This is a genomic window from Pseudomonas sp. Pdm06, assembly GCF_014851795.1.
GTDB classification, from domain to species: Bacteria; Pseudomonadota; Gammaproteobacteria; order Pseudomonadales; family Pseudomonadaceae; genus Aquipseudomonas; species Aquipseudomonas fluorescens_AA.
Genome location: NZ_JACVAH010000017.1, coordinates 147,428 through 170,014, shown reverse-complemented (window position 1 = coordinate 170,014; position 22,587 = coordinate 147,428). Strand labels below are relative to the sequence as shown.

The following is a 22,587-nucleotide window of genomic DNA, read 5'->3' as shown; positions in this document are numbered from 1 at the left end:
CTCTCCTCAGGCCGCGCCTAATTACTCGAACCAGTGGGCTCGGGCGGCCATGATCAACTTGCCGGCACGATCATCGTCAATGCCGTCGATGTCGAGCAGATCGTCAATAGACTGCTCGGCCAGGTCTTCGCGGGTAATTACGCCGCGCACCGCCAGTTCCATCGCCAAATCCTTGTCCATGCCCTCAAGCGAGAGCAGGTCTTCGGCCGGATGGGCGTCTGCCAGCTTTTCCTCAGTAGCGATGGCTTTGGTCAACAAACGATCCTTGGCCCGAGCGCGAAGCTCGTTGACGATTTCCTCGTCAAAGCCGTCGATGTTGAGCATTTCCTCCACCGGTACGTAGGCAATCTCTTCCAGGCTGGTAAAGCCTTCATCCACCAGCACCTGCGCCAGCTCTTCATCGACTTCAAGCTCTTCGATGAAGTTGCGCAGGATGTCGCCGGTTTCAGCTTGCTGTTTAGCCTGGATGTCCGATTCGGTCATCACGTTCAGGGTCCAGCCAGTCAATTGGCTGGCCAGACGCACGTTCTGACCACCGCGACCGATGGCCTGAGCCAGATTGTCTGCGCCAACGGCGATGTCCATGGCGTGGGCATCTTCGTCGACGATAATTGCCGCCACTTCAGCAGGCGACATGGCATTGATCACGAACTGAGCCGGGTTGTCGTCCCACAGGACGATGTCCACGCGCTCGCCGCCCAACTCGCCGGATACGGCCTGGACACGCGAACCACGCATGCCGATGCAGGCACCTTGCGGGTCGATGCGTTTGTCCTTGGAGCGGACCGCGATCTTGGCACGCGAACCCGGATCACGGGAGGCGGCCATGACTTCGATCAGGCCTTCAGCAATTTCCGGCACTTCGATGCGGAACAACTCGATCAGCATTTCCGGCGCTGTACGCGACAGGATCAGCTGCGGGCCCCGGTTCTCGGTGCGGATTTCCTTGAGCAGCGCACGCAAACGCACGCCAACCCGGAAAGTTTCGCGAGAGATGATGTCTTCGCGGGCCAGCAACGCTTCGGCGTTGTTGCCCAGGTCGACGATCACGTTGTCGCGGGTCACTTTTTTCACGGTGCCGGAGATGATTTCCCCCAGGCGCTCGCGATAAGCGTCGACCACTTGTGCACGCTCGGCTTCGCGAACTTTCTGCACGATGACCTGCTTGGCAGTCTGTGCAGCGATGCGACCGAACTCAATGGATTCGATTTTTTCTTCGACGACATCACCGACCTTGGCGCCCGGATGCGTTTCGGCAACCTTGCTTGGCCAGGTTTCGATAGCCGGATCGTCCAGGTCGGCTTCCTCGACGACCGTCCAGCGACGGAAAGTCTCGTAGGCACCCGTGTGGCGATTGATTTCCACACGCAAATCAACTTCGTCTTCGAACCGCTTCTTGGTAGCAGTGGCCAGAGCCAGCTCCAGCGCTTCAAAAATAACGTTAGCCGGTACGCCCTTTTCATTGGATACCGACTCAACAACCAGCAGTACTTCTTTGCTCATCGTACGCCTCGCCTTTCGCAAGCCATTGGATCCGCGGGATCCGCAGTATCTGGCACGTATCAGTCAAAACTGGGAATAATGTTGGCCTTGTCGATCATATCGATCGGCAACAGGAACTCATGGTCATCTACCTGCACCACGACGTCCTGCTCTTCTACACCGCGCAGAAGGCCTTGGAAGTTGCGTCGACCTTCGAAAGGCGAGCGCAGCTTGATCTTCACTTGTTCACCGGCAAACAAAGCGAACTGTTCAAGAGTGAACAGGGGGCGCTCCATGCCAGGCGAGGAAACTTCAAGGGTGTATTCGGAGGTGATTGGATCTTCGACATCCAGTACACCGCTGATCTGACGGCTGACGATGGCGCAATCGTCCACCAACACGCCGCCTTCCTTATCGATATAAACGCGCAACAGTGAGTGGCGACCTTGAGCCGAAAACTCAATACCCCAGCATTCATAGCCAAGGGCCACGACCACCGGGGCCAACAAGGCCTGCAACTGTTCTAGCTTGCTCGACACCTGAACCCCCTCGTGCATGTTTGTGCATGCTGTGCAAATAAAAAAAAATGGGCGAATCGCCCATCCCTGAAACGCCGTCGAATAGCGGCGTTATAAAGTGTCCAGCTAACAAAAAGCCCCTTGGAAGGGGCCCCTGAAACTGGTTGCGGGAGCCGGATTTGAACCGACGACCTTCGGGTTATGAGCCCGACGAGCTACCAGACTGCTCCATCCCGCGACAAAGCTGGGGCGGAAGTATACGACCGATCCCTTACAGGGTCAATGTAACCCTTCCACCTACAAGAAAGCCCGCAATCGCGGGCTCTCCTGATAATTGGTACCGAGAAGGGGACTCGAACCCCTACACCCTATGGGCACAACCACCTCAAGGTTGCGTGTCTACCAATTCCACCACCTCGGCAATACAGCGTTTGAAACCTTCTTACTTCTGCTCTTGAGCTGGAGGCACGTCAGTCGCCTGGTTGGCCGACTTTTGCTCTTGAAGCACCGGGACATCATCAGAAGCCGGTTGTTGCTTAGGCGCTTCCAGTACCGCTGGGTTTGGCAAACCTACTTGAGTCAGCTCGTGAGCTTTCTCTTTAGCAAAGTAACCTAACCCTAAGCTGGTCATGAAGAAACCGGCGGCAAGTATAGCAGTAAACTTACTAAGAAAGGTAGAGGAACCTTGGCTTCCGAACACAGTATTTGAAGCACCTGCACCGAAAGACGCACCAGCATCCGCACCTTTACCCTGCTGCAGCAATACGAGGGCAACTACGCCCAGTGCACCCAGCAGATGAAAAACGACTACGACTGTTTCCAGCATTTTTTCAGTTTCCCGCGGCGCGACAGATCGCACCGAACTCATCTGCATTCAGGGACGCTCCACCAATGAGCCCCCCATCGATATCCGGCATGCCGAACAGTTCGGCCGCATTGGCCGCCTTCACGCTGCCGCCGTATAGAAGCCGCACACCTCGTGCCACTTCAGAATTCTCTTCCGCCAACTGCGCGCGGATGGCTGCGTGCACATCCTGCGCCTGTTGCGGCGAAGCCGTCAGCCCGGTACCAATGGCCCAGACCGGCTCGTAGGCAATGACTGCCTTTGCAAAAGCACCGACACCCAGGTCTTCGATGATGCTGCCGAGCTGACGCCCGACAACTTCAAGGGTCTTGCCGGCTTCACGCTGCGCGAGGGTTTCCCCTACACACAACACCGGAATCAGACCACAGGCCTGGGCCGCAGCAAACTTGCGGATCAAGGTCTTGTCCTGCTCGCCCATGATCTGGCGACGCTCGGAATGTCCAACCAGGACCAGGGAGCAACCTGCATCCACCAACTGACTCGGTGCAATCTCACCGGTCAACGCACCTTGCATGGATTCCACCGCAGAGTTCTGCGCGCCGACCGAAATCGACTTGCCTTTCAAGCCATCAATCACTTGATTGATATACAAGCAAGGCGGGAATACCGCGACATCAACACCGCTTGGCAAGGCCAGATGACGAAGGCCATTGATCAGCTCAGCGACGCTGGCGCGGGTACCGTGCATCTTCCAGTTACCAGCTACCATAGGGCGACGCATGCTGTACCTCGTCGGTCAAAGTGGGCGCAGATGTTACCCAACCGATTCATGACTGGCAAGCCGAATTCAGGCAGAAACTTCAGTAACCAGTTTTGCCAGCTCTTCGGCATAACCGCGAACTTGCGCTTCGTCCTCGCCTTCGACCATGACACGCACCAAAGGCTCTGTACCGGACTTGCGCAACAACACGCGACCACGCCCCGCCATCGCCTCTGTCACACGCTCGCTGGCCTGCTTGACCTTCTCATGTTCGAGAGGGCTTACACCGCCACCGAAACGCACGTTGATCAACACTTGCGGGCATTTACGCAATGCCTGGCGCGACTGAGCAAGCCCTTCGTTGCGCGCCTTGAGTGCCATCAGTACCTGCAGGGCCGCAATGATCGCATCACCGGTGGTGGTATGGTCGAAGCACACGATGTGGCCGGAGTTCTCGCCCCCGATCACCCAGTTGCGCTCCAGCAACTCCGAGATCACGTAGCGGTCGCCCACGTTGGCACGCACGAACGGGATATCCAGGTCCGCCAGGGCCAGTTCAAGCCCGAGGTTGCTCATCAACGTGCCGACCACGCCGCCCTGCAGCTTGCCGCGCCCATGCAGGTCACGAGCGATGATGAACAGCAATTCGTCACCATCGACGACCGTACCGGTGTGATCGACCATCAGGACCCGATCACCGTCGCCATCGAAGGCGATACCGAGATCGGCCTGCTCGGCCAGCACTGCAGCCTGCAACGCCTCGGTATGGGTGGAACCACAGTTGTGGTTGATGTTCAGGCCATTGGGCTGGGCGGAAAGCACCACCACGTCGGCACCCAGCTCGCGAAAGACGCTCGGCGCGACTTTATAGGTGGCGCCGTGAGCACAATCGACAACAATTTTCAGGCCGGAAAAGCTCGTACCGGTCGGCACGCTGCCTTTGCAGAATTCGATGTAACGACCCGATGCATCGTTGATCCGCGACACCTTGCCGATCTTGCTCGACTCGACCACGGTCATCGGCGTGTCCAGCAGTTCCTCGATCATCAGCTCGATGTCATCCGGCAGCTTGGTACCCTGGCCGGAGAAAAACTTGATGCCGTTGTCATCATGGGGATTGTGCGAGGCACTGATCACGATGCCTGCCTGGGCCTGGAACGTACGGGTCAGGTAGGCGATGGCCGGCGTCGGCATCGGGCCCAGCAGCATCACATCGGCGCCCGCCGACGTCAGGCCGGCCTCGAGCGCCGATTCGAACATGTAGCCGGAAATTCGCGTGTCCTTGCCGACCAGCACCTTGCAGGCGCCCATCTTGCGGAACGCCATGCCTGCAGCCCAGCCGAGCTTGAGCATGAAATCAGGGGTAATAGGGTATTCGCCGACCCGACCACGAATACCGTCGGTGCCAAAGTATTTCTTGCTCATAAGTGCTCCGTCATTCTTATTCGGCTGAATCCACAGCTGCGATCATCCGCACGACATCCATCGTTTCGGCTACATCGTGCACGCGCAATATGCGTGCACCTTTGGCAAGGGCCAAGGCCGCAAGGGCGAGACCACCATACAGGCGCTCTCCCACCGGCCGCCCCAGGGCATTGCCTATCATGCTCTTTCGCGAAACCCCAACCAACAGGGGCCGCCCCAAGGCGTGCAAGGCTTCCATATGTTTGAACAGGCTCAGGTTGTGCGCCAATGTCTTGGCAAAGCCGAACCCGGGATCAAGGATGATCCGCTCGGCAGGAATACCCACGGCAGCACATTGATCCAGACGCGCCACCAGGAACTCACCCACCTCCCTGGTCACATCATCATAGTGCGGGTCGTTCTGCATGGTCCCCGGCTCGCCGAGCATATGCATCAGGCATACCGGCAACCCGGTGGCCGCCGCGGCATCCAGGGCACCATCGCGCTGCAAGGACCGAACATCATTGATCAGGCCCGCTCCCAGTCGCGCAGTCTCGCGCATGACCGCAGGCGTGGACGTATCGACCGAGATAATGACATCGAGTTCGCGATGGATGCGCTCGACAATCGGCGCCACCCGTTCCAGCTCTTCGATGGGCGAAACCGCGCGCGCACCCGGCCGGGTCGATTCACCACCCACATCGATCAGCGTTGCGCCAGCGGCCACCATGGCCTCGGCATGCCGCAGCGCAGCATCGAGCTGGCTGAATCGACCACCATCGGAAAAGGAATCAGGCGTGACATTGAGAATGCCCATGACATGTGCACGGGCCAAATCAAGAACCCGGTTGCCGCAAGGCAACCGGGTCGAGGACTGAACAGAAGTCATTTCAAGCCTTAGACATCAGCGGCCGGACCGCCAATCGGTGTTTCCGGACGCTCACCCTGTACCGCCGGAGGTGTACCGGAAGTACCGGTACCACCGCCCGACCAGTCACGAGGCTCGCGAGGTTCGCGACCTGCCATGATGTCGTCGATCTGCTCGGCATCGATGGTTTCGTACTTCATCAGGGCATCGGCCATGGCATCGAGCTTGTCACGGTTGTCCGTGAGGATCTGCCGGGCAGTGCCGTAGCACTGGTCGATGATGCTGCGCACCTCGGAATCGATCAGCTTGGCCGTCTCGCCGGAGAAGCTTGCATGCTGGCCACCGCCACCACGACCGAGGAACACTTCCCCTTCTTCTTCGGCATACATCAGCGGCCCCAGCTTCTCGGACAGGCCCCACTTGGTGACCATGTTCCGAGCGATCTGACTGGCACGCATGATGTCGTTGGATGCCCCCGTGGTCACACCGTCGAAGCCCAACGTCATCTCTTCAGCGATACGACCGCCGTACAACGAACAGATCTGACTGATCAATGCACGCTTGGACAGGCTGTAGCGATCCTCTTCCGGCAGGAACATGGTCACGCCCAGGGCACGACCGCGCGGGATGATCGAGACCTTGTAGACCGGATCATGCTCGGGCACGACACGACCAACGATCGCGTGACCCGCCTCGTGATACGCGGTGTTCTGCTTTTCTTTCTCCGACATGACCATGGATTTGCGCTCCGCGCCCATCATGATCTTGTCCTTGGCCAGCTCGAATTCCTTCATTTCCACGACGCGCTTGCCGGTACGAGCGGCGAACAGCGACGCTTCGTTGACCAGGTTCGCCAGGTCGGCACCGGAAAAGCCCGGCGTGCCACGCGCGATGACGGCCGGAGCGACGTCGTCACCCATCGGCACCTTGCGCATATGGACCTTGAGGATCTGCTCGCGACCACGAATGTCCGGCAGCCCCACCACGACCTGGCGGTCGAAACGACCTGGACGCAACAGCGCAGGGTCGAGCACGTCAGGACGGTTGGTGGCGGCGATCACGATGATGCCGTCGTTCATTTCGAAACCGTCCATCTCGACCAGCAACTGGTTGAGGGTCTGTTCGCGCTCGTCGTGACCGCCACCCATGCCGGCGCCACGATGGCGACCAACGGCGTCGATTTCGTCGATGAAGATGATGCACGGTGCGTGTTTCTTCGCCTGTTCGAACATGTCGCGAACACGACTGGCGCCCACGCCGACGAACATTTCGACGAAGTCGGAACCGGAAATCGTGAAGAACGGCACCTTGGCTTCACCGGCAATCGCCTTGGCCAGCAAGGTTTTACCGGTACCTGGCGGGCCGACCATCAGCACGCCGCGTGGAATACGACCGCCCAGGCGCTGGAACTTGCCCGGATCGCGCAGGAACTCGACCAGTTCGCCCACTTCTTCCTTGGCTTCGTCGCAGCCTGCGACGTCGGCCAGGGTGGTTTTCACCTGGTCTTCGGAAAGTAGCCGGGCCTTGCTCTTGCCAAAGCTCATCGGCCCGCCCTTGCCACCACCGCCACCCTGCATCTGGCGCATGAAGAACATGAACACGGCGATGATCACCAGGATCGGGAAGCTGGCCACCAGGAGCTGGGTCCAGATGCTTTGCTGCTCAGGCTGCTTGCCTTCGACCACGACATGGTTGTCCACCAGGTCGCCAATCAGGCCATTGTCCTGGATTGCCGGACGAATGGTCTTGAAGCTGTCGCCGTCGGTGCGCTTGCCGGTAATCACATAGCCATCAACGGCTACGCGCTCGACCTTGCCATCCTTGACCTGCTGGATGAAGTCGGAATAGTTGAGGGTCTGCGGCTCGTTAGGACTGGAGAAGTTGTTCATCACGGTCACCAGGACAGCAGCGATAATCAACCACAGGATCAGATTCTTTGCCATATCGTTCAATTAACTACCCTCTGAAGCAAGCTCCGCTACTGGCGCGCGCTTCGCATGATATTCACCGGCCTAACTTACTACATTACCTACGACTCTGGCAGGCGCCGTCTGTAACCCTTTGTGAAACTTTGACCGCATAATTTTGGTTACGCGGCTTTTTCAATGCGAGACAAAAAAAACTATCGCCCTGTTCAAAGACGCTCATCACTGGCCGCGCCTTCAACACCGCGAAACCCCCGCGCCAGCAGATACTGCTCGCGAGAACGGTCACGGGACGACAATGGCTTGCGCATCTGCACCTTGTCGAACAACTTGCGGATGCCCTTGTGGTATTCGTCGAAGCCTTCACCCTGGAAGACCTTGATCAGAAAATCACCGCCTGGACGCAGAACCCGCCCGGCAAGATCCAGGGCCAGCTCGCTGAGGAACATGGCACGAGGCATGTCGACAGCCGCTAATCCACTCATATTGGGGGCCATATCGGAAATCACAAGGTCAACTTGCGTATTTCCGACGGCTTCCAGGATTTTCGCCAGTACGGCGTCTTCCGTGAAATCGCCCTGGATAAAGGTCACATCAGGGATGCTGTCCATTTCCAGGATGTCGGAAGCGATCAAGCGGCCCTGACCACCAATCAGACGACTGGTAACCTGGGACCAGCCGCCCGGCGCCGCACCGAGGTCGATCACGGTCATGCCTGGACGGATCAGGCGATCCTTTTCCTGGATCTCCAGCAATTTATAGCTGGCACGAGAGCGATAGCCGTCTTTTTGCGCCATTTTGACGTACGGATCGTTGAAATGCTCTCTGAGCCAGTTCTGGCTAGTCTTGGAACGGGCCACGGGCCACCTCTAAAAATAAAACGGGTCGTGATTAAGTGGGCGGTCCCGGACTTGCTCGGGTAAACTGGCCGCCGCTTTTTACAAGATCAGACGCAGGGGTCAGATTATGCCGCTCACTCAAGAGCAGAAGAAACAATACAAATCCATTGGCCACCATCTGAAACCGGTTTTGACTGTGGCTGACAACGGTTTGACTGAAGGTGTACTCGCCGAACTGGAACGCGCCCTGGGCGATCACGAGCTGATCAAGATCAAGCTCAACATCCTCGATCGCGAAGCCCGCCTGGCTGCCGTTGCCGAATTGTGCAAGACCGGCAAGGCAGACCTGGTGCAGGTCATCGGCAAGATGGCGCTGATTTATCGCAAGAATTTCAGCGTCAACAAGCAACTGTCGAACGTTCACCGCTTCAAGTGATGCCAAAGGGTCAAGGGTGTGCTTCGCACACCCTGCCGCTCCACCCCGGAACCGGCTGCAAGACCAGTACCAGACCGGAAAAACCCAGCACCAGGTAACTGAATACCTGCCACTGGCTCGCATCCGGCCAGCCGAGATGCACGGCAAAGAACATCCCGCACGCATACAACGACATGAGCAGCAATTGCCCACGAATGTCGCGCCATAGACTGGCAAGGCCTTCGGCCTGAACCAGCACCAACGCCTGAAACATCACGCACGCCGCGGAAAAACCCACCAGCAGCGCCGTCAGCATGCCTGCGATTTCATCGATGAGCAGCGGTGCCAGGCCCACTCGACCCAGCACCGGCAGCAAACCGATGTGCAGCAACCAGACGCCGCCCACCCACAACATCTGGGTGAGCTGCCAGATCATGGCACCCGCTCGCAGCGGGCGCCTTCGTTCAGATGTGACGGACTTCGACAATCTCATACTCGATGACACCACCCGGTGTCTTCACCGCCACCACATCGCCCTCTTCCTTGGCAATCAAGGCACGAGCAATGGGTGAACCGACGGAAATCTTGCCGAGCTTGATGTCTGCCTCGTCCTCGCCAACGATCTGGTAAGTCACGCTCTCATCAGTCTCGACGTTGGCGATTTCCACCGTGGTGCCGAAAATCACTTTGCCGGTATGTGGAATCGTCGTGACATCGATGATCACCGCATTCTGCATGCGGCCTTCGATGTCACGGACACGCGCCTCGACCATCCCCTGCTCCTCTCGGGCAGCGTGGTATTCGGCGTTTTCCTTGAGATCGCCCAGCTCACGCGCTTCACCGATAGCCTGGCTCAAGCGCGGGCGCTCGACCTTGGTCAGGAAAGCGTGTTCTTCTTCCAGGGCCTTCGCGCCCTGAACAGTCATCGGGTACTTGGTTATGCTCATGCCTTCAATCCTGCATGTAGATCCTGCAAGCGACGCACGGTCTTCTCGGGACCGAACTTGAGCGCTTCGCAGATCGCTTCGCCTGCCGCAATGGTCGTGGTGCAGTAGATCTTGTGCTGCAGCGCATTGCGACGAATGGAGTAGGAATCGGCGATCGATTGACGACCTTCGGTGGTGTTGATGATCAGCGTGACTTCGTCATTCTTGATCATGTCGACCACGTGCGGACGCCCCTCGGTCACCTTGTTCACGCGGCGCACTTTCAGGCCAGCGGCTTCGATCAGCCTGGCAGTACCGGCAGTGGCGACCACTTCGAAGCCCAAGTTGATCAGATCACGGGCCACGCCTGCAACCAGTGGCTTGTCGTCATCACGCACGCTGATGAACGCCGTGCCGCCAGTCGGCAACACTTCGCTGGCGCCCATCTGGGCCTTGGCGAACGCCTCACCGAAGGTATCGCCCACGCCCATCACTTCACCGGTGGACTTCATTTCCGGGCCGAGGATCGGGTCCACGCCTGGGAACTTGGCGAACGGGAACACTGCCTCTTTCACGCTGTAGAAGTTCGGAATGATTTCTTTGGTGAAGTTCAGCTCTTTCAGGGTCTTGCCGGCCATGACTCGCGCCGCGATCATCGCCAGGGAAACGCCGATGCACTTGGAGACGAACGGCACGGTCCGGGAAGCGCGCGGGTTGACTTCGATGACGTAGATGTCTTCGCCCTGCAGGGCCAATTGCACGTTCATCAGGCCGACGACGCCCAGCTCCAGGGCCATTTTCTTGACCTGCTCGCGCATCTCGTCCTGGATGTGCGCCGGCAACGAGTAAGGCGGCAGCGAACAGGCGGAGTCACCGGAGTGAACACCGGCCTGCTCGATGTGCTGCATGATCGCGCCGATCACCACATCCTTGCCGTCGCTGACCGCATCCACGTCCATTTCGATGGCGCAGTTGAGGAAGTGGTCCAGCAGCACCGGGCTGTCGTTGGACACCTGGACCGCTTCGCGCAGGTAGCGCTTGAGTTCGTCTTCCTGATAGACGATTTCCATCGCACGGCCGCCCAGTACATAGGACGGACGCACCACCAGTGGGTAACCGATCTTGGCGGCGGCACGAATCGCTTCGTCTTCGCTGCGCACGGTGGCGTTTGGCGGCTGACGCAGGTTCAGGCGCTCGACCATCTGCTGGAAGCGCTCACGGTCTTCGGCGCGGTCGATCGCATCCGGGCTGGTACCGATGATCGGCACGCCGGCGGCTTCCAGGGCACGGGCCAGTTTCAACGGGGTCTGGCCGCCGTACTGGACGATCACGCCTTTTGGCTTCTCGACGCGGACGATTTCCAGCACGTCTTCCAGGGTCACTGGCTCGAAGTACAAGCGATCGGAGGTGTCGTAGTCGGTGGACACGGTTTCCGGGTTGCAGTTGACCATGATGGTCTCGTAACCGTCGTCGCGCAGGGCCAGTGCCGCGTGTACGCAGCAGTAGTCGAACTCGATGCCCTGGCCGATCCGGTTAGGACCGCCACCCAGGATCATGATCTTGTCCCGAGTCGATGGCGCGGCTTCGCACTCTTCTTCGTACGTGGAGTACAGGTAGGCGGTATCGGTGGCGAACTCGGCCGCGCAGGTGTCGACGCGCTTGTAGACCGGGAACACTTCCAGCTTGTGGCGATGGGCGCGCAGGCTCTTCTCGGTCACACCCAGCAGCTTGGCCAGGCGCATGTCGGAGAAACCTTTGCGCTTGAGGCGGAACATCGTGTCGCGATCGATGCTGGACATGCCCAGGGTCTTGACCTTCTCTTCTTCCTTGATCAGATCTTCGATCTGTACCAGGAACCAAGGGTCGATCATGTTCATGCCGAAGATCTGCTCGACGGTCATGCCGGCGCGGAAGGCATCGGCCACGTACCAGATGCGCTCGGCACCCGGCACGGTCAGCTCGCGCTTGAGCACGCTCATGCTTTCGGGGTCGTTCAGGTCCAGCTTCGGATCGAGGCCACAGACGCCCACTTCCAGGCCGCGCAGGGCTTTCTGCAGGGACTCCTGGAAGGTCCGGCCGATGGCCATGACTTCACCGACCGACTTCATTTGGGTGGTCAGGCGGGCATCGGCCTTGGCGAACTTCTCGAAGGCGAAGCGTGGCAGCTTGGTCACGACGTAGTCGATGGACGGTTCGAAGGACGCCGGGGTCTTGCCGCCGGTGATGTCGTTCGACAGCTCGTCCAGGGTGTAGCCCACGGCCAGCTTGGCCGCGACCTTGGCAATCGGGAAACCGGTGGCCTTGGACGCCAGGGCCGACGAACGGGAGACCCGCGGGTTCATCTCGATGACCACCATGCGACCGGTGTTCGGGCAGATGCCGAACTGGACGTTGGAGCCGCCGGTTTCCACGCCGATCTCGCGCAGCACCGCCAGGGAGGCGTTACGCAGGATCTGGTATTCCTTGTCGGTCAGGGTCTGGGCCGGTGCGACGGTGATCGAGTCGCCGGTGTGCACGCCCATCGGGTCGAAGTTCTCGATGGAGCAGACGATGATGCAGTTGTCCTTTTTGTCGCGGACAACTTCCATTTCGTATTCTTTCCAGCCGATCAGGGATTCGTCGATCAGCAGTTCCTTGGTCGGCGACAAGTCGAGACCACGGGCGCAGATTTCTTCGAATTCCTCACGGTTATAGGCGATGCCACCACCGGTGCCGCCCATGGTGAAGGACGGACGGATGATGCATGGGAAGCCGAGGCGTTCCAGAACGGCGTTGGCCTCTTCCATGCTGTGGGCGATGCCCGAGCGCGGGCAGTCCAGGCCGATGGATTTCATCGCCTTGTCGAAGCGCGAACGGTCTTCGGCCTTGTCGATGGTATCGGCGTTGGCGCCGATCATTTCCACACCGAACTTCTCCAGGACGCCTTCGCGTTCCAGGTCCAGGGCGCAGTTGAGCGCGGTCTGGCCGCCCATGGTCGGCAGCAGCGCGTCCGGGCGCTCCTTCTCGATGATCTTGGCAACGGTCTGCCACTTGATCGGCTCGATGTAGGTGGCGTCGGCCATGGCCGGGTCGGTCATGATGGTGGCCGGGTTGGAGTTCACCAGGATGACGCGGTAGCCCTCTTCGCGCAGGGCCTTACAGGCCTGGGCGCCGGAGTAGTCGAACTCGCAGGCCTGGCCGATCACGATCGGGCCAGCGCCGAGAATCAGGATGCTTTTTATGTCTGTACGTTTTGGCATGGGTTTGTCACTCAAATCCGCAGGTCAGTCGGCTAGGCCGTCGAACAATCTTTGAAGCGCCCGAAGGGGCCGCCGCACTCGGGGCCGCCCTCGGGCTTCACGCGGTCAGCGTCGCTTGGCCATCTCGTTGATGAAGCGATCGAACAGCGGCGCCACATCGTTCGGGCCCGGGCTCGCTTCAGGGTGGCCCTGGAAGCTGAACGCGCTCTTGTCGGTACGCTCGATACCTTGCAGCGTGCCGTCGAACAGCGACTTGTGAATCGCACGCACGTTGGCCGGCAGGGTCGCCTCATCCACCGCAAAACCGTGGTTCTGGCTGGTGATCATCACCACGCCGGTATCCAGGTCCTGCACCGGGTGGTTGGCACCGTGGTGGCCGTGGCCCATCTTCAAGGTCTTGGCACCCGAAGCGAGGGCCAGCAACTGGTGACCGAGGCAGATACCGAACACCGGGATCTCGGTTTCCAGCACGTCCTTGATCGCCTGGATCGCGTAGTCGCAAGGCTCCGGGTCACCTGGGCCGTTGGACAGGAACACGCCATCGGGCTTGAGGGCCAGGACATCGGCGGCCGGGGTCTGGGCCGGTACCACGGTGACGCGGCAGCCACGCTCGACCAGCATGCGCAGGATGTTCAGCTTGACGCCGTAGTCGTACGCCACCACGTGGTAGGGCAGCTCGGAAGCCTCGATCGTCGCGTGACTGTCGGTCTTCAGGTCCCAGACCGAGGAACGCCATTCGTACTGTTTCTTGGTGCTGACGACTTTCGCCAGGTCCATGCCCTTGAGGCCAGGGAAGCCCTGGGCCGCGGCAATGGCGGCTTCTTCGGAAATGTTGTCGCCGGCCATGATGCAGCCGTTCTGCGCGCCTTTTTCCCGAAGGATGCGGGTCAGGCGGCGCGTGTCGATACCGGCGATCGCCACGACGTTGTTGGCTTTCAGGTAATCGGACAAGGACATCGTGTTACGCCAGTTGCTCGCTACCAGCGGCAAGTCACGGATGACCAGGCCGGCGGACCAGACACGATCGGACTCGGCGTCTTCCGGCGTGGTGCCGGTGTTGCCGATGTGCGGGTAAGTCAGGGTAACGATTTGCTGGGCGTAGGAAGGATCGGTAAGAATTTCCTGATAGCCGGTCATTGCGGTGTTAAACACCACCTCACCAACGGTCTGACCGTCGGCTCCAATGGCTTCGCCGCGAAAAATGCTGCCATCAGCAAGGGCGAGTATGGCTGGCTTAGTCAAGAAGACCTCCCGTAAATAAAGCCTGAAAGGGCGATCGCAGGTTGTAAAAAAGCGGAGTGACGTATGGACACGTCACCCCGCTTGTTCACTGAATTATTCTGCGCGCTTTTAGTGGACACACTAAAGCTGTAGCTTACAGAAAAAGGCTTTTTTGGTCCACCGCTAATGAGCCTTAAAGGCAGGGGAATGCGACAGGTCGTCGCGAAGCGGTGTAAAACGGGGCGCAGTATAACCTGAACCCCGCCTTCAATGGCATCAACGCAGGTCGAGAACGTCCTGCATGTCGTACAAGCCAGGCTCGCGGCCGTCCAGCCACAACGCGGCACGCACGGCGCCCTTGGCGAAGGTCATCCGGCTGGATGCCTTGTGGGTGATCTCCAGGCGCTCGCCTTCAGTGGCGAACAACACCGTGTGATCACCTACCACATCACCACCGCGCACAGTGGCAAAACCGATGGTGTCGCGCTCACGGGCACCGGTATGCCCTTCACGCCCATATACGGCGACCTTCTTCAGATCACGCCCCAGCGCATCGGCAATCACTTCACCCATGCGCAAGGCCGTTCCCGAAGGTGCGTCGATCTTGTGCCGATGATGCGCCTCGATGATTTCGATATCGGCATCATCACCCAAGACCCGGGCCGCCATGTCCAGCAGCTTCAGCGACAGGTTCACGCCCACGCTGAAGTTCGCCGCGAACACGATTGCGATGTCGTTGCCCGCCTCGGCCAGCAGTTGCTTTTGCGCAGCATCCAGCCCCGTGGTGCCAATCACCATGGCCTTGCCATGCTTGCGGCAGATCGCGAGGTTTTTCAACATCACGTCCGGCAGGGTGAAGTCGATCAGCACATCGAACTCGTCAAGCACCTTCTCCAGGCCGCCGGACATCGGCACACCGATACGCCCCAGCGAAGCCAACTCGCCAGCATCGGCGCCCACCAGCGTACTGTCGGGCCGCACGATGGCCGCTGTCAGGCCGGAGAGCGGCGAGCGCTGCTGCACCGCCTCGACCAGTGCCTTGCCCATGCGCCCCGCAGCGCCCATCACAGCTATACGTCGCATGCCAACTCCTTACAGGTCGCCGAAGAAGCGCTTCACGCCTTCAAACCAACCAGTGGTTTTCGGCGAGTGACTGTTGTCATCCGCCAGCGTGCCGCGGAACTCTTCCAACAGCTCACGCTGACGCCGACTCAGGTTGACCGGTGTCTCCACCGCCACACGGCACATCAGGTCACCCGCACCACCGCCACGCACTGGCGCGACGCCTTTGCCACGAATCCGGAACTGTTTGCCGGTCTGCGTGCCCTCGGGAATTTTCAGCTTGACGCGACCGTCGAGGGTCGGGATCTCGAGCTCGCCACCCAAGGCCGCGTCGACGAAGCTGATCGGCACTTCGCAGAACAGGTGCTTGCCGTCGCGCTGGAAAATCGCATGCTCGCGCACGTTGATGACCACATACAGGTCGCCAGTCGGACCACCCTGGGCACCCGCCTCGCCTTCGCCGGACAGACGAATGCGGTCACCAGTGTCGACACCGGCCGGCACTTTGACCGACAGCGTCTTGTACTCTTCGACACGCCCTTCGCCATGGCAGGAGTCGCACGGGTCGGAAATGATCTTGCCTTGGCCATGGCAACGCGGACAGGTCTGCTGGACCGAGAAGAAGCCCTGCTGCATGCGAACCTGGCCGATGCCGCCGCAAGTCGGGCAGGTCACGGGCGAGGAGCCCTTCTTTGCACCCGAGCCATCACACGGCTTGCAGTTGACCAATGTCGGCACACGGATATTGACGGTGGTACCGCGCACCGCTTCTTCCAGGTTCAGCTCCAACGTGTAGCGCAAGTCGCTGCCACGTTGGGCGCCACCACGGGCGCCGCCGCGACCGCCGCCGAAGAAATCGCTGAACACGTCACCGAAAATATCGGAGAAGTTCTGGCCGCCGAAACCGGCACCGCCGCCGCCCATGCTTGGGTCGACACCGGCATGCCCGTACTGGTCGTAGGCCGCGCGCTTGCTGGAATCGGACAGAACCTCGTAAGCCTCGTTGGCTTCCTTGAACATCTCTTCCGACGCTTTATCGCCGGGATTACGGTCCGGGTGGTGCTTCATCGCCAGGCGACGATAAGCCTTTTTCAGCTCTGCCTCGCTGGCCCCCCGCTCGACACCCAATACTTCGTAAAAATCACGCTTCGCCATTAGTCTTTGCACTCTTATAGGACGTCCGGCAAACCTCTCCTGAACCTTGCCAAACTCGTTGAGCCCCAATACAGGCCCGGACCCAACTCACGTCAATTCAACGATCCTGGTCTTTAAATATTTCAGCCAGGGCCCCGGCCAAAACGCAGTGCCCATCGCCGGAAAGCAGGAGCATTCCCGAACGCACCGCCAACATCCGAACACTGTCGCATGCTGTAAAAATTCATTAGCTCCAGACACGCCAACGCGGGAGCAAGCCCCCGCGCGGCGACATCCTACCAGCCACCGCACAAATGCAGTCAACCGGCCGACCAACAAGCGATTACTTGTGGTCTTTCACTTCTTCGAACTCGGCATCCACGACGTCGTCGGCTTTTTCGGCCGATTCGCCCTGGGCAGCCGCGCCTTCAGCGGGCTGAGCCTGCTCGGCGTACATCTTCTGAGCCACTGGTGCGGAGACCTTGGACAGCTCTTCGATCTTCGCCTCGATGGCCGCCTTGTCGTCGCCTTTCACAGCGGCTTCCAGGGCAACCACGGCCGCCTCGATGGCGGTTTTCTCTTCCGCGGTCACTTTCTCGCCAGCATCAGCGACCATCTTGCGAGTCGAGTGCACCAGGGCATCGCCCTGGTTACGGGCACTGGCCAGCTCTTCGAACTTGCGGTCTTCCTCGGCATTGACTTCAGCATCGCGAACCATCTGCTGAATTTCTTCCTCGGACAGGCCGGAGTTGGCCTTGATCACGATCGACTGAGTCTTGCCGGTGGCCTTGTCTTTCGCGCCGACGTGCAGGATGCCGTTGGCGTCGATGTCGAAGGTCACTTCGATTTGTGGCACGCCACGTGGCGCTGGCGGAATCTCGGCCAGGTCGAACTTGCCCAGGGATTTGTTCTGGGCAGCCTGCTTGCGCTCACCCTGCAGCACGTGGATGGTCACGGCGCCCTGGTTGTCGTCAGCCGTCGAGAACACCTGGGATTTCTTGGTAGGAATCGTGGTGTTTTTCTCGATCAGCGCGGTCATCACGCCGCCCATGGTTTCGATACCCAGGGTCAGCGGGCTGACGTCGAGCAGCAGAACGTCCTTCACGTCACCGGCCAGAACAGCGCCCTGGATGGCAGCGCCCATGGCAACGGCTTCGTCCGGGTTCACGTCCTTACGGGCTTCTTTGCCGAAGAAGTCGGTGACCAGCTTCTGAACCAGCGGCATACGGGTCTGGCCGCCCACCAGGATCACGTCGTTGATCGAACCAACATCGATACCGGCGTCTTTCATGGCAATGCGGCAAGGCTCGATGGTGCGCTGAACCAGGTCTTCCACCAGCGCTTCGAGCTTGGCGCGGGAGATTTTTACGTTCAGGTGCTTAGGACCGGTGGCGTCTGCGGTGATGTACGGCAGGTTCACGTCGGTCGACTGGCTCGAGGACAGTTCGATCTTGGCTTTTTCAGCGGCTTCTTTCAGGCGCTGCATGGCCAGCGGGTCACCCTTGAGGTTCATGCCGCTTTCTTTCTTGAACTCGTCGACGAGGTAGTCGATCAGGCGGATGTCGAAGTCTTCACCACCGAGGAACGTGTCACCGTTGGTTGCCAGTACTTCGAACTGGTGCTCGCCGTCGACTTCAGCGATCTCGATCACGGAAACGTCGAAGGTACCGCCACCCAGGTCGTAAACGATCACGGTGTGATCGCCCTTGGCCTTGTCCATACCGTAGGCCAGAGCGGCCGCGGTCGGTTCGTTGATGATACGTTTTACGTCCAGGCCCGCGATGCGGCCGGCGTCTTTGGTCGCCTGGCGCTGGCTGTCGTTGAAATAGGCAGGAACCGTGATGACCGCCTCGGTCACCGCTTCGCCGAGGTAGTCTTCGGCGGTTTTCTTCATTTTCTTGAGGATTTCAGCCGAGATCTGTGGCGGTGCCATTTTCTGGCCGTTCACTTCAACCCAGGCGTCGCCGTTGTCAGCCTTGGCGATTTTGTAAGGCACCATCTTGATGTCTTTCTGAACGACTTCTTCGTCGAACTTGCGACCGATCAGACGCTTCACCGCGTACAGGGTGTTATGCGGATTGGTCACTGCCTGACGCTTGGCCGACTGGCCAACCAGAATTTCGCCATCATTGGCGTACGCGATGATCGACGGCGTGGTACGCGCGCCTTCAGCGTTTTCAATAACCTTGGCCTTGCCGTTTTCCAGCACGGAGACGCACGAGTTGGTGGTCCCCAGGTCGATGCCGATAATCTTGCCCATGTTAACTCTCCCGGAACTTGGATTTGGTTGCCGCAGCAGTGGTGGCTAACTGCGGTAGCACTTAAACGCTTGACTTATAGATGGGGCCGCTGCGCCCGATTTCAAGCCTGCTCATCAATAGAAGGCGAAACCGGTGCTGGCGCCTTGCTGACCACGACCATGGCCGGGCGCAGCAGACGGCCGTTAAGCAGATAGCCCTTCTGGAAAACCTTCAAGACACTGTTTGGCTCGACGTCGGCACTTTCCTGCATCGCCATGGCCTGGTGATGCTCGGCGTTGAAGGGTTCGCCATGGGGATCAAGGGCTTCGAGCTGATAACGCTTGAGGGTGTCCTGGAACATTTTCAGGGTCAGCTCGATGCCTTCGCGCATCGGACGGATGTTCTCGTCGTCCGGGTTGGACAGCTCCAGGCCGCGCTCCAGGCTGTCGATGATCGGCAGCAGGTCGCCGGCAAAACGCTCCAGGGCGAATTTATGGGCCTTTTCTACATCTTGCTCGGCGCGACGGCGGACATTCTGCAGGTCGGCGGCTACACGCAACGCCTGATCCTGCGCACCAGCCAGTTGCTCCTCGAGCACTTGTACACGTGCCGCCAGGTCTTCACCGGAATCCTGGGAAGCCTGATTGGCGTCTAGATTTTGCGTGTCCTGCGTCTGTTCGTCAGCCATAGAGATTTCTCCTTTCAACTTCGTCCGCGAGCTCGACTCGCGCTTCTGCCCCGGTATATGGGGCCGGGTTTTCCAGCTTCAAGGGCCAACTGACGAATTAACCTTACAAAAAGCAGCTGCATAATCATTCCTCGCAGCGCTAAGCAAATCACTTTCCCAAGCAAATCGAGCTAAGCGCGGGCATTGTCAGGCCGAAACAAAACACTGTATAAATAACCAGACCTAAAGCCTGGGAGCGGCCTTATGCTGGTGCACCTGTCCGTACACAACTACGCCATCGTCGAACATCTCGACCTCGAACTCGATCGAGGCATGAGCGTGATCACCGGTGAAACCGGCGCGGGCAAGTCGATCATGCTCGACGCCCTGGGCCTGACCCTGGGCGACCGCACCGACAGCGGCGTGGTGCGCCCCGGAGCGGACAAGGCCGACATCCTGGCGACGTTCGACCTGGTCGACATCCCCGAGGCCAGCGCCTGGCTGGCCGAACGCGACCTGGACACCGACGGCCTGTGCATCCTGCGCCGGGTCATCACCGCCGAAGGCCGCTCCCGAGGCTACATCAACGGCACGCCCTGCCCCCTGGGCGATCTCAAGGCCCTCGGCGAACTGTTGATCGACATCCACAGCCAGCATGAACACCAATCCCTGCTCAAGACCGATACCCATCGTCGCCTGCTGGATGAATACGCCGGCGCCACCGACCTGGCCCGGCAAGTCCAACTGGCCGCCCAACGCTGGCGCCAGACCCGGCAGGAGCTCGATCGCCTTTCCAACTCCGGCGACGAACAGCGTGCCCGTCACCAGCTATTGAGCTACCAGCTCGAAGAACTGGAGAACCTGTCCCTGGGCGAAAATGAACTGGAAGAACTGGAGCAGGAACACAAGAACCTGACCAACGCCGAAACCCTGCTGGGCATCTGCCGCCAGGTGGTCGAACAATGCAGCGAGAGCGACTCGGGCAATGTGCTCAATGCCCTGACAGCGAGCCTGAACCGACTCTCCAGCGTGAATAATTCGGTGGGCGCCCTGAACGAAGCGACCACCCTGCTGACGAGCGCGCAGATCCAGGTCGAGGAAGCCGTTGGGGAACTGAACCGCTTCCTCGATCATTTCGATGCCGACCCGGCGCGCCTGCAGTACCTGGAAGAGCGCCTGGACACCATTTATACACTGGCGCGCAAGCACCGCATCCAGCCAACCGATGTTGCCGAACTCCAGCAGCGCCTGCTGGAAGAACTGGAAACCCTGAACGCCAACGATGAATCCATCGAGCGCCTGGGGGACGAACTGGCTTCTTATGCCCGTCATTACCAGGAGAAGGCCAAGGAGCTCAGTGAACTCCGGCGCCAGGCCGCGACAGGGCTGGCCAGTGCCGTGGAGCAGGAGATCCAGCGCCTGGGCATGCCGGGCGGACGCTTCACCATCGAATTGCGCCCCAACGCCGGTGACGAGCTCCAACCCAATGGGCTGGAACAGGTGGAACTGCTGGTCAGCGCCAACCCCGGGCAACCGCTCAAGGGCCTGGCCAAAGTCGCCTCCGGCGGTGAGTTGTCGCGAATCAGCCTGGCTATCCAGGTCATCACCGCGCAGACCTCTCGGGTGCCAACACTGGTATTCGACGAAGTGGACGTGGGCATCGGTGGCCCAACCGCGGAAATTGTCGGCCAGTTGCTGCGCCGACTGGGGGAACGCGGCCAGGTGCTGACCGTCACTCACCTGCCCCAGGTCGCCGCCCAAGGACACCAGCATTTATTCGTGCACAAAGTGCGTGGCGAGGACGCTACTCGCACCGCCGTGTCCAAACTCAACAAAAACGAGCGAGTGGAAGAGGTGGCGCGAATGCTCGGGGGTATCGACCTCACCAAGGAGTCCCTGGCCCACGCGAAAAAAATGGTCGTTACCGCGAAAATCTGAGAACGACAGAAAGCACGAAGGCGACCCTGGGGTCGCCTTCGTTCGTTTCGCGAACCTTAAGTCCGCGCGACATGCTTACTTTTTCTTGCGTACGTACAGCACAAGATTGTGATCAACCATCTCGAAACCATACTTGTCGACGATTGCTTTCTGCAGCCGCTCGATTTCTTCGTCGAAGAATTCGATGACTTCACTGGTCTCGACGTTGACCATATGGTCGTGATGCTTGCCATCGTCCAGTTCGAAGACCGCATGGCCTCCGTCGAAGTTGTGTCGCACCACAAGGCCAGCTGCCTCGAACTGGGTCAGAACACGGTAAACCGTGGCCAGACCGACGTCCTCACCAGCCTCCATAAGCGCCTTGTAGACATCCTCGGCACTCATGTGGCGTTGCTCTGCGGAATCGAGCATTTGTAGAATCTTGACCCGTGGCAGGGTCACTTTGAGGCCGGCTTTGCGTAGTTCGCTATTTTCAACCATGGTCAGCTTTCTCGCGATGCTGCTTCGCAGCTTCTCTTAATGCGGGTATGATCGGCGTTTACGTTGTCCCAGCCAAGATAGTGGAAGTCGCCCACCGATGCAAAACACCAAGCTCTTGCTAACCAGTTTCACCTTTGTGGGACTGCTCGCACTCGCCGGTTGTTCATTCCCCGGGGTTTACAAAATCGACATCCAGCAGGGCAATGTCGTCACGCAGGACATGATAGACCAGTTACGCCCGGGAATGACCCGCCGGCAAGTACGGTTTATCATGGGTAACCCTCTGCTGACCGACACGTTCCATGCCGATCGCTGGGATTATCTGTACAGCTTGCAGCCTGGCGGCGGTGAGCGCCAACAGGAACGCATCAGCGTTATCTTCAGTCCTGACGACCAACTTGTCAGCTTGTCGGGCGATTTCATGCCTGGCGTGAGCCGCGACGAGGCCATCATGGGCAAGGACAGCGGCACCACCGTGACCGATCCGACCCAGAACGCCGAACAGCCGAAACCGGAAAAACCGGTCAAGCCAGGTTCGTTGCTGGACCAGATCCAGAAGGACGTGGACAAAGTCGAGACCGTACCGGTCCCGACACCAGAGCCGCTGGACACCTCGCCGCAATAAATTGCGACATGAAAAAACCCGGCATGCCGGGTTTTTTAT

General features: G+C 59.5%; 20 protein-coding genes and 2 tRNA genes. 3 read left to right on the top strand and 19 right to left on the bottom strand.

Annotation, left to right across the window (positions count from 1 at the left end; genetic code table 11):
- Positions 1 to 21: 21 nt before the first annotated feature.
- The 10 genes from nusA to rlmE all read right to left on the bottom strand — a co-directional run bounded on the left by nusA (position 22) and on the right by rlmE (position 8,622).
- Complete coding sequence (gene nusA / locus IB266_RS24885; protein WP_003177868.1) at positions 22 to 1,503, bottom strand: transcription termination factor NusA; 1,482 nt, start codon at positions 1,501 to 1,503, stop codon at positions 22 to 24.
- A 59-nt stretch (positions 1,504 to 1,562) separates the two neighbouring features.
- Entirely contained in the window at positions 1,563 to 2,021 is a 459-nt protein-coding gene (gene rimP, locus IB266_RS24880; protein WP_053118762.1) for a ribosome maturation factor RimP, read from the bottom strand.
- 140 nt (positions 2,022 to 2,161) lie between these two features.
- Positions 2,162 to 2,238, bottom strand: a tRNA-Met gene (locus IB266_RS24875).
- 97 nt (positions 2,239 to 2,335) lie between these two features.
- A tRNA-Leu gene (locus IB266_RS24870) sits at positions 2,336 to 2,421 on the bottom strand.
- 21 nt (positions 2,422 to 2,442) lie between these two features.
- On the bottom strand, positions 2,443 to 2,826 hold the full coding sequence (gene secG, locus IB266_RS24865; protein WP_192263059.1) for a preprotein translocase subunit SecG: 384 nt from the start codon (positions 2,824 to 2,826) through the stop codon (positions 2,443 to 2,445).
- Between the two features lie 4 nt (positions 2,827 to 2,830).
- Positions 2,831 to 3,586, bottom strand: coding sequence for a triose-phosphate isomerase (gene tpiA, locus IB266_RS24860; protein ID WP_060739219.1), 756 nt, complete (start codon positions 3,584 to 3,586; stop codon positions 2,831 to 2,833).
- 66 nt (positions 3,587 to 3,652) lie between these two features.
- The gene (glmM, locus tag IB266_RS24855) at positions 3,653 to 4,990 is read right to left on the bottom strand and encodes a phosphoglucosamine mutase (RefSeq protein ID WP_192263057.1); all 1,338 of its coding nucleotides are present in this window, start codon (positions 4,988 to 4,990) and stop codon (positions 3,653 to 3,655) included.
- Between the two features lie 16 nt (positions 4,991 to 5,006).
- Positions 5,007 to 5,858 carry a dihydropteroate synthase gene (gene folP / locus IB266_RS24850; RefSeq protein ID WP_192263055.1) on the bottom strand — a complete coding sequence of 284 codons (852 nt, stop codon included), beginning with the start codon at positions 5,856 to 5,858 and terminating at the stop codon, positions 5,007 to 5,009.
- 8 nt (positions 5,859 to 5,866) lie between these two features.
- Complete coding sequence (gene ftsH / locus IB266_RS24845) at positions 5,867 to 7,780, bottom strand: ATP-dependent zinc metalloprotease FtsH (RefSeq protein ID WP_053118351.1); 1,914 nt, start codon at positions 7,778 to 7,780, stop codon at positions 5,867 to 5,869.
- Positions 7,781 to 7,971: 191 nt separating this feature from the next.
- A complete protein-coding gene (gene rlmE / locus IB266_RS24840) occupies positions 7,972 to 8,622 on the bottom strand; it encodes a 23S rRNA (uridine(2552)-2'-O)-methyltransferase RlmE (RefSeq protein ID WP_060739222.1) in 651 nt (216 codons plus the stop codon).
- A 106-nt stretch (positions 8,623 to 8,728) separates the two neighbouring features.
- Here rlmE and IB266_RS24835 point away from each other — a divergent pair, with 106 nt between their 5' ends.
- Positions 8,729 to 9,037, top strand: coding sequence for a YhbY family RNA-binding protein (locus tag IB266_RS24835; RefSeq protein ID WP_003177852.1), 309 nt, complete (start codon positions 8,729 to 8,731; stop codon positions 9,035 to 9,037).
- 10 nt (positions 9,038 to 9,047) lie between these two features.
- On the opposite strand, the gene IB266_RS24830 is transcribed toward IB266_RS24835, so the two are convergent.
- The 8 genes from IB266_RS24830 to grpE all read right to left on the bottom strand — a co-directional run bounded on the left by IB266_RS24830 (position 9,048) and on the right by grpE (position 19,526).
- Complete coding sequence (locus IB266_RS24830; RefSeq protein WP_092328556.1) at positions 9,048 to 9,452, bottom strand: MFS transporter; 405 nt, start codon at positions 9,450 to 9,452, stop codon at positions 9,048 to 9,050.
- A 28-nt stretch (positions 9,453 to 9,480) separates the two neighbouring features.
- Entirely contained in the window at positions 9,481 to 9,957 is a 477-nt protein-coding gene (gene greA / locus IB266_RS24825; RefSeq protein WP_030139783.1) for a transcription elongation factor GreA, read from the bottom strand.
- Positions 9,958 to 9,959: 2 nt separating this feature from the next.
- Positions 9,960 to 13,181, bottom strand: coding sequence for a carbamoyl-phosphate synthase large subunit (gene carB, locus IB266_RS24820; RefSeq protein ID WP_109753481.1), 3,222 nt, complete (start codon positions 13,179 to 13,181; stop codon positions 9,960 to 9,962).
- Between the two features lie 105 nt (positions 13,182 to 13,286).
- The gene (gene carA, locus IB266_RS24815; RefSeq protein WP_192263053.1) at positions 13,287 to 14,423 is read right to left on the bottom strand and encodes a glutamine-hydrolyzing carbamoyl-phosphate synthase small subunit; all 1,137 of its coding nucleotides are present in this window, start codon (positions 14,421 to 14,423) and stop codon (positions 13,287 to 13,289) included.
- Positions 14,424 to 14,678: 255 nt separating this feature from the next.
- A complete protein-coding gene (gene dapB, locus IB266_RS24810; protein ID WP_192263045.1) occupies positions 14,679 to 15,485 on the bottom strand; it encodes a 4-hydroxy-tetrahydrodipicolinate reductase in 807 nt (268 codons plus the stop codon).
- 9 nt (positions 15,486 to 15,494) lie between these two features.
- A complete protein-coding gene (gene dnaJ / locus IB266_RS24805; protein WP_060739226.1) occupies positions 15,495 to 16,619 on the bottom strand; it encodes a molecular chaperone DnaJ in 1,125 nt (374 codons plus the stop codon).
- A gap of 322 nt (positions 16,620 to 16,941) precedes the next feature.
- Positions 16,942 to 18,858 carry a molecular chaperone DnaK gene (gene dnaK, locus IB266_RS24800; RefSeq protein ID WP_003177839.1) on the bottom strand — a complete coding sequence of 639 codons (1,917 nt, stop codon included), beginning with the start codon at positions 18,856 to 18,858 and terminating at the stop codon, positions 16,942 to 16,944.
- Between the two features lie 101 nt (positions 18,859 to 18,959).
- Positions 18,960 to 19,526 carry a nucleotide exchange factor GrpE gene (gene grpE, locus IB266_RS24795; protein WP_060739227.1) on the bottom strand — a complete coding sequence of 189 codons (567 nt, stop codon included), beginning with the start codon at positions 19,524 to 19,526 and terminating at the stop codon, positions 18,960 to 18,962.
- A 243-nt stretch (positions 19,527 to 19,769) separates the two neighbouring features.
- On the opposite strand from grpE, the gene recN reads away from it, so the two are divergent.
- On the top strand, positions 19,770 to 21,443 hold the full coding sequence (gene recN / locus IB266_RS24790; RefSeq protein WP_192263043.1) for a DNA repair protein RecN: 1,674 nt from the start codon (positions 19,770 to 19,772) through the stop codon (positions 21,441 to 21,443).
- 75 nt (positions 21,444 to 21,518) lie between these two features.
- Here recN and fur read toward each other — a convergent pair whose 3' ends face one another.
- Positions 21,519 to 21,923: a ferric iron uptake transcriptional regulator gene (fur, locus tag IB266_RS24785; protein WP_003197684.1), complete on the bottom strand. Its 405-nt coding sequence runs from the start codon at positions 21,921 to 21,923 to the stop codon at positions 21,519 to 21,521.
- Positions 21,924 to 22,020: 97 nt separating this feature from the next.
- Here fur and IB266_RS24780 point away from each other — a divergent pair, with 97 nt between their 5' ends.
- Positions 22,021 to 22,548, top strand: a complete 528-nt coding sequence (locus IB266_RS24780; protein ID WP_060739229.1) for an outer membrane protein assembly factor BamE — start codon at positions 22,021 to 22,023, stop codon at positions 22,546 to 22,548.
- The last annotated feature ends 39 nt before the right edge of the window (positions 22,549 to 22,587 follow it).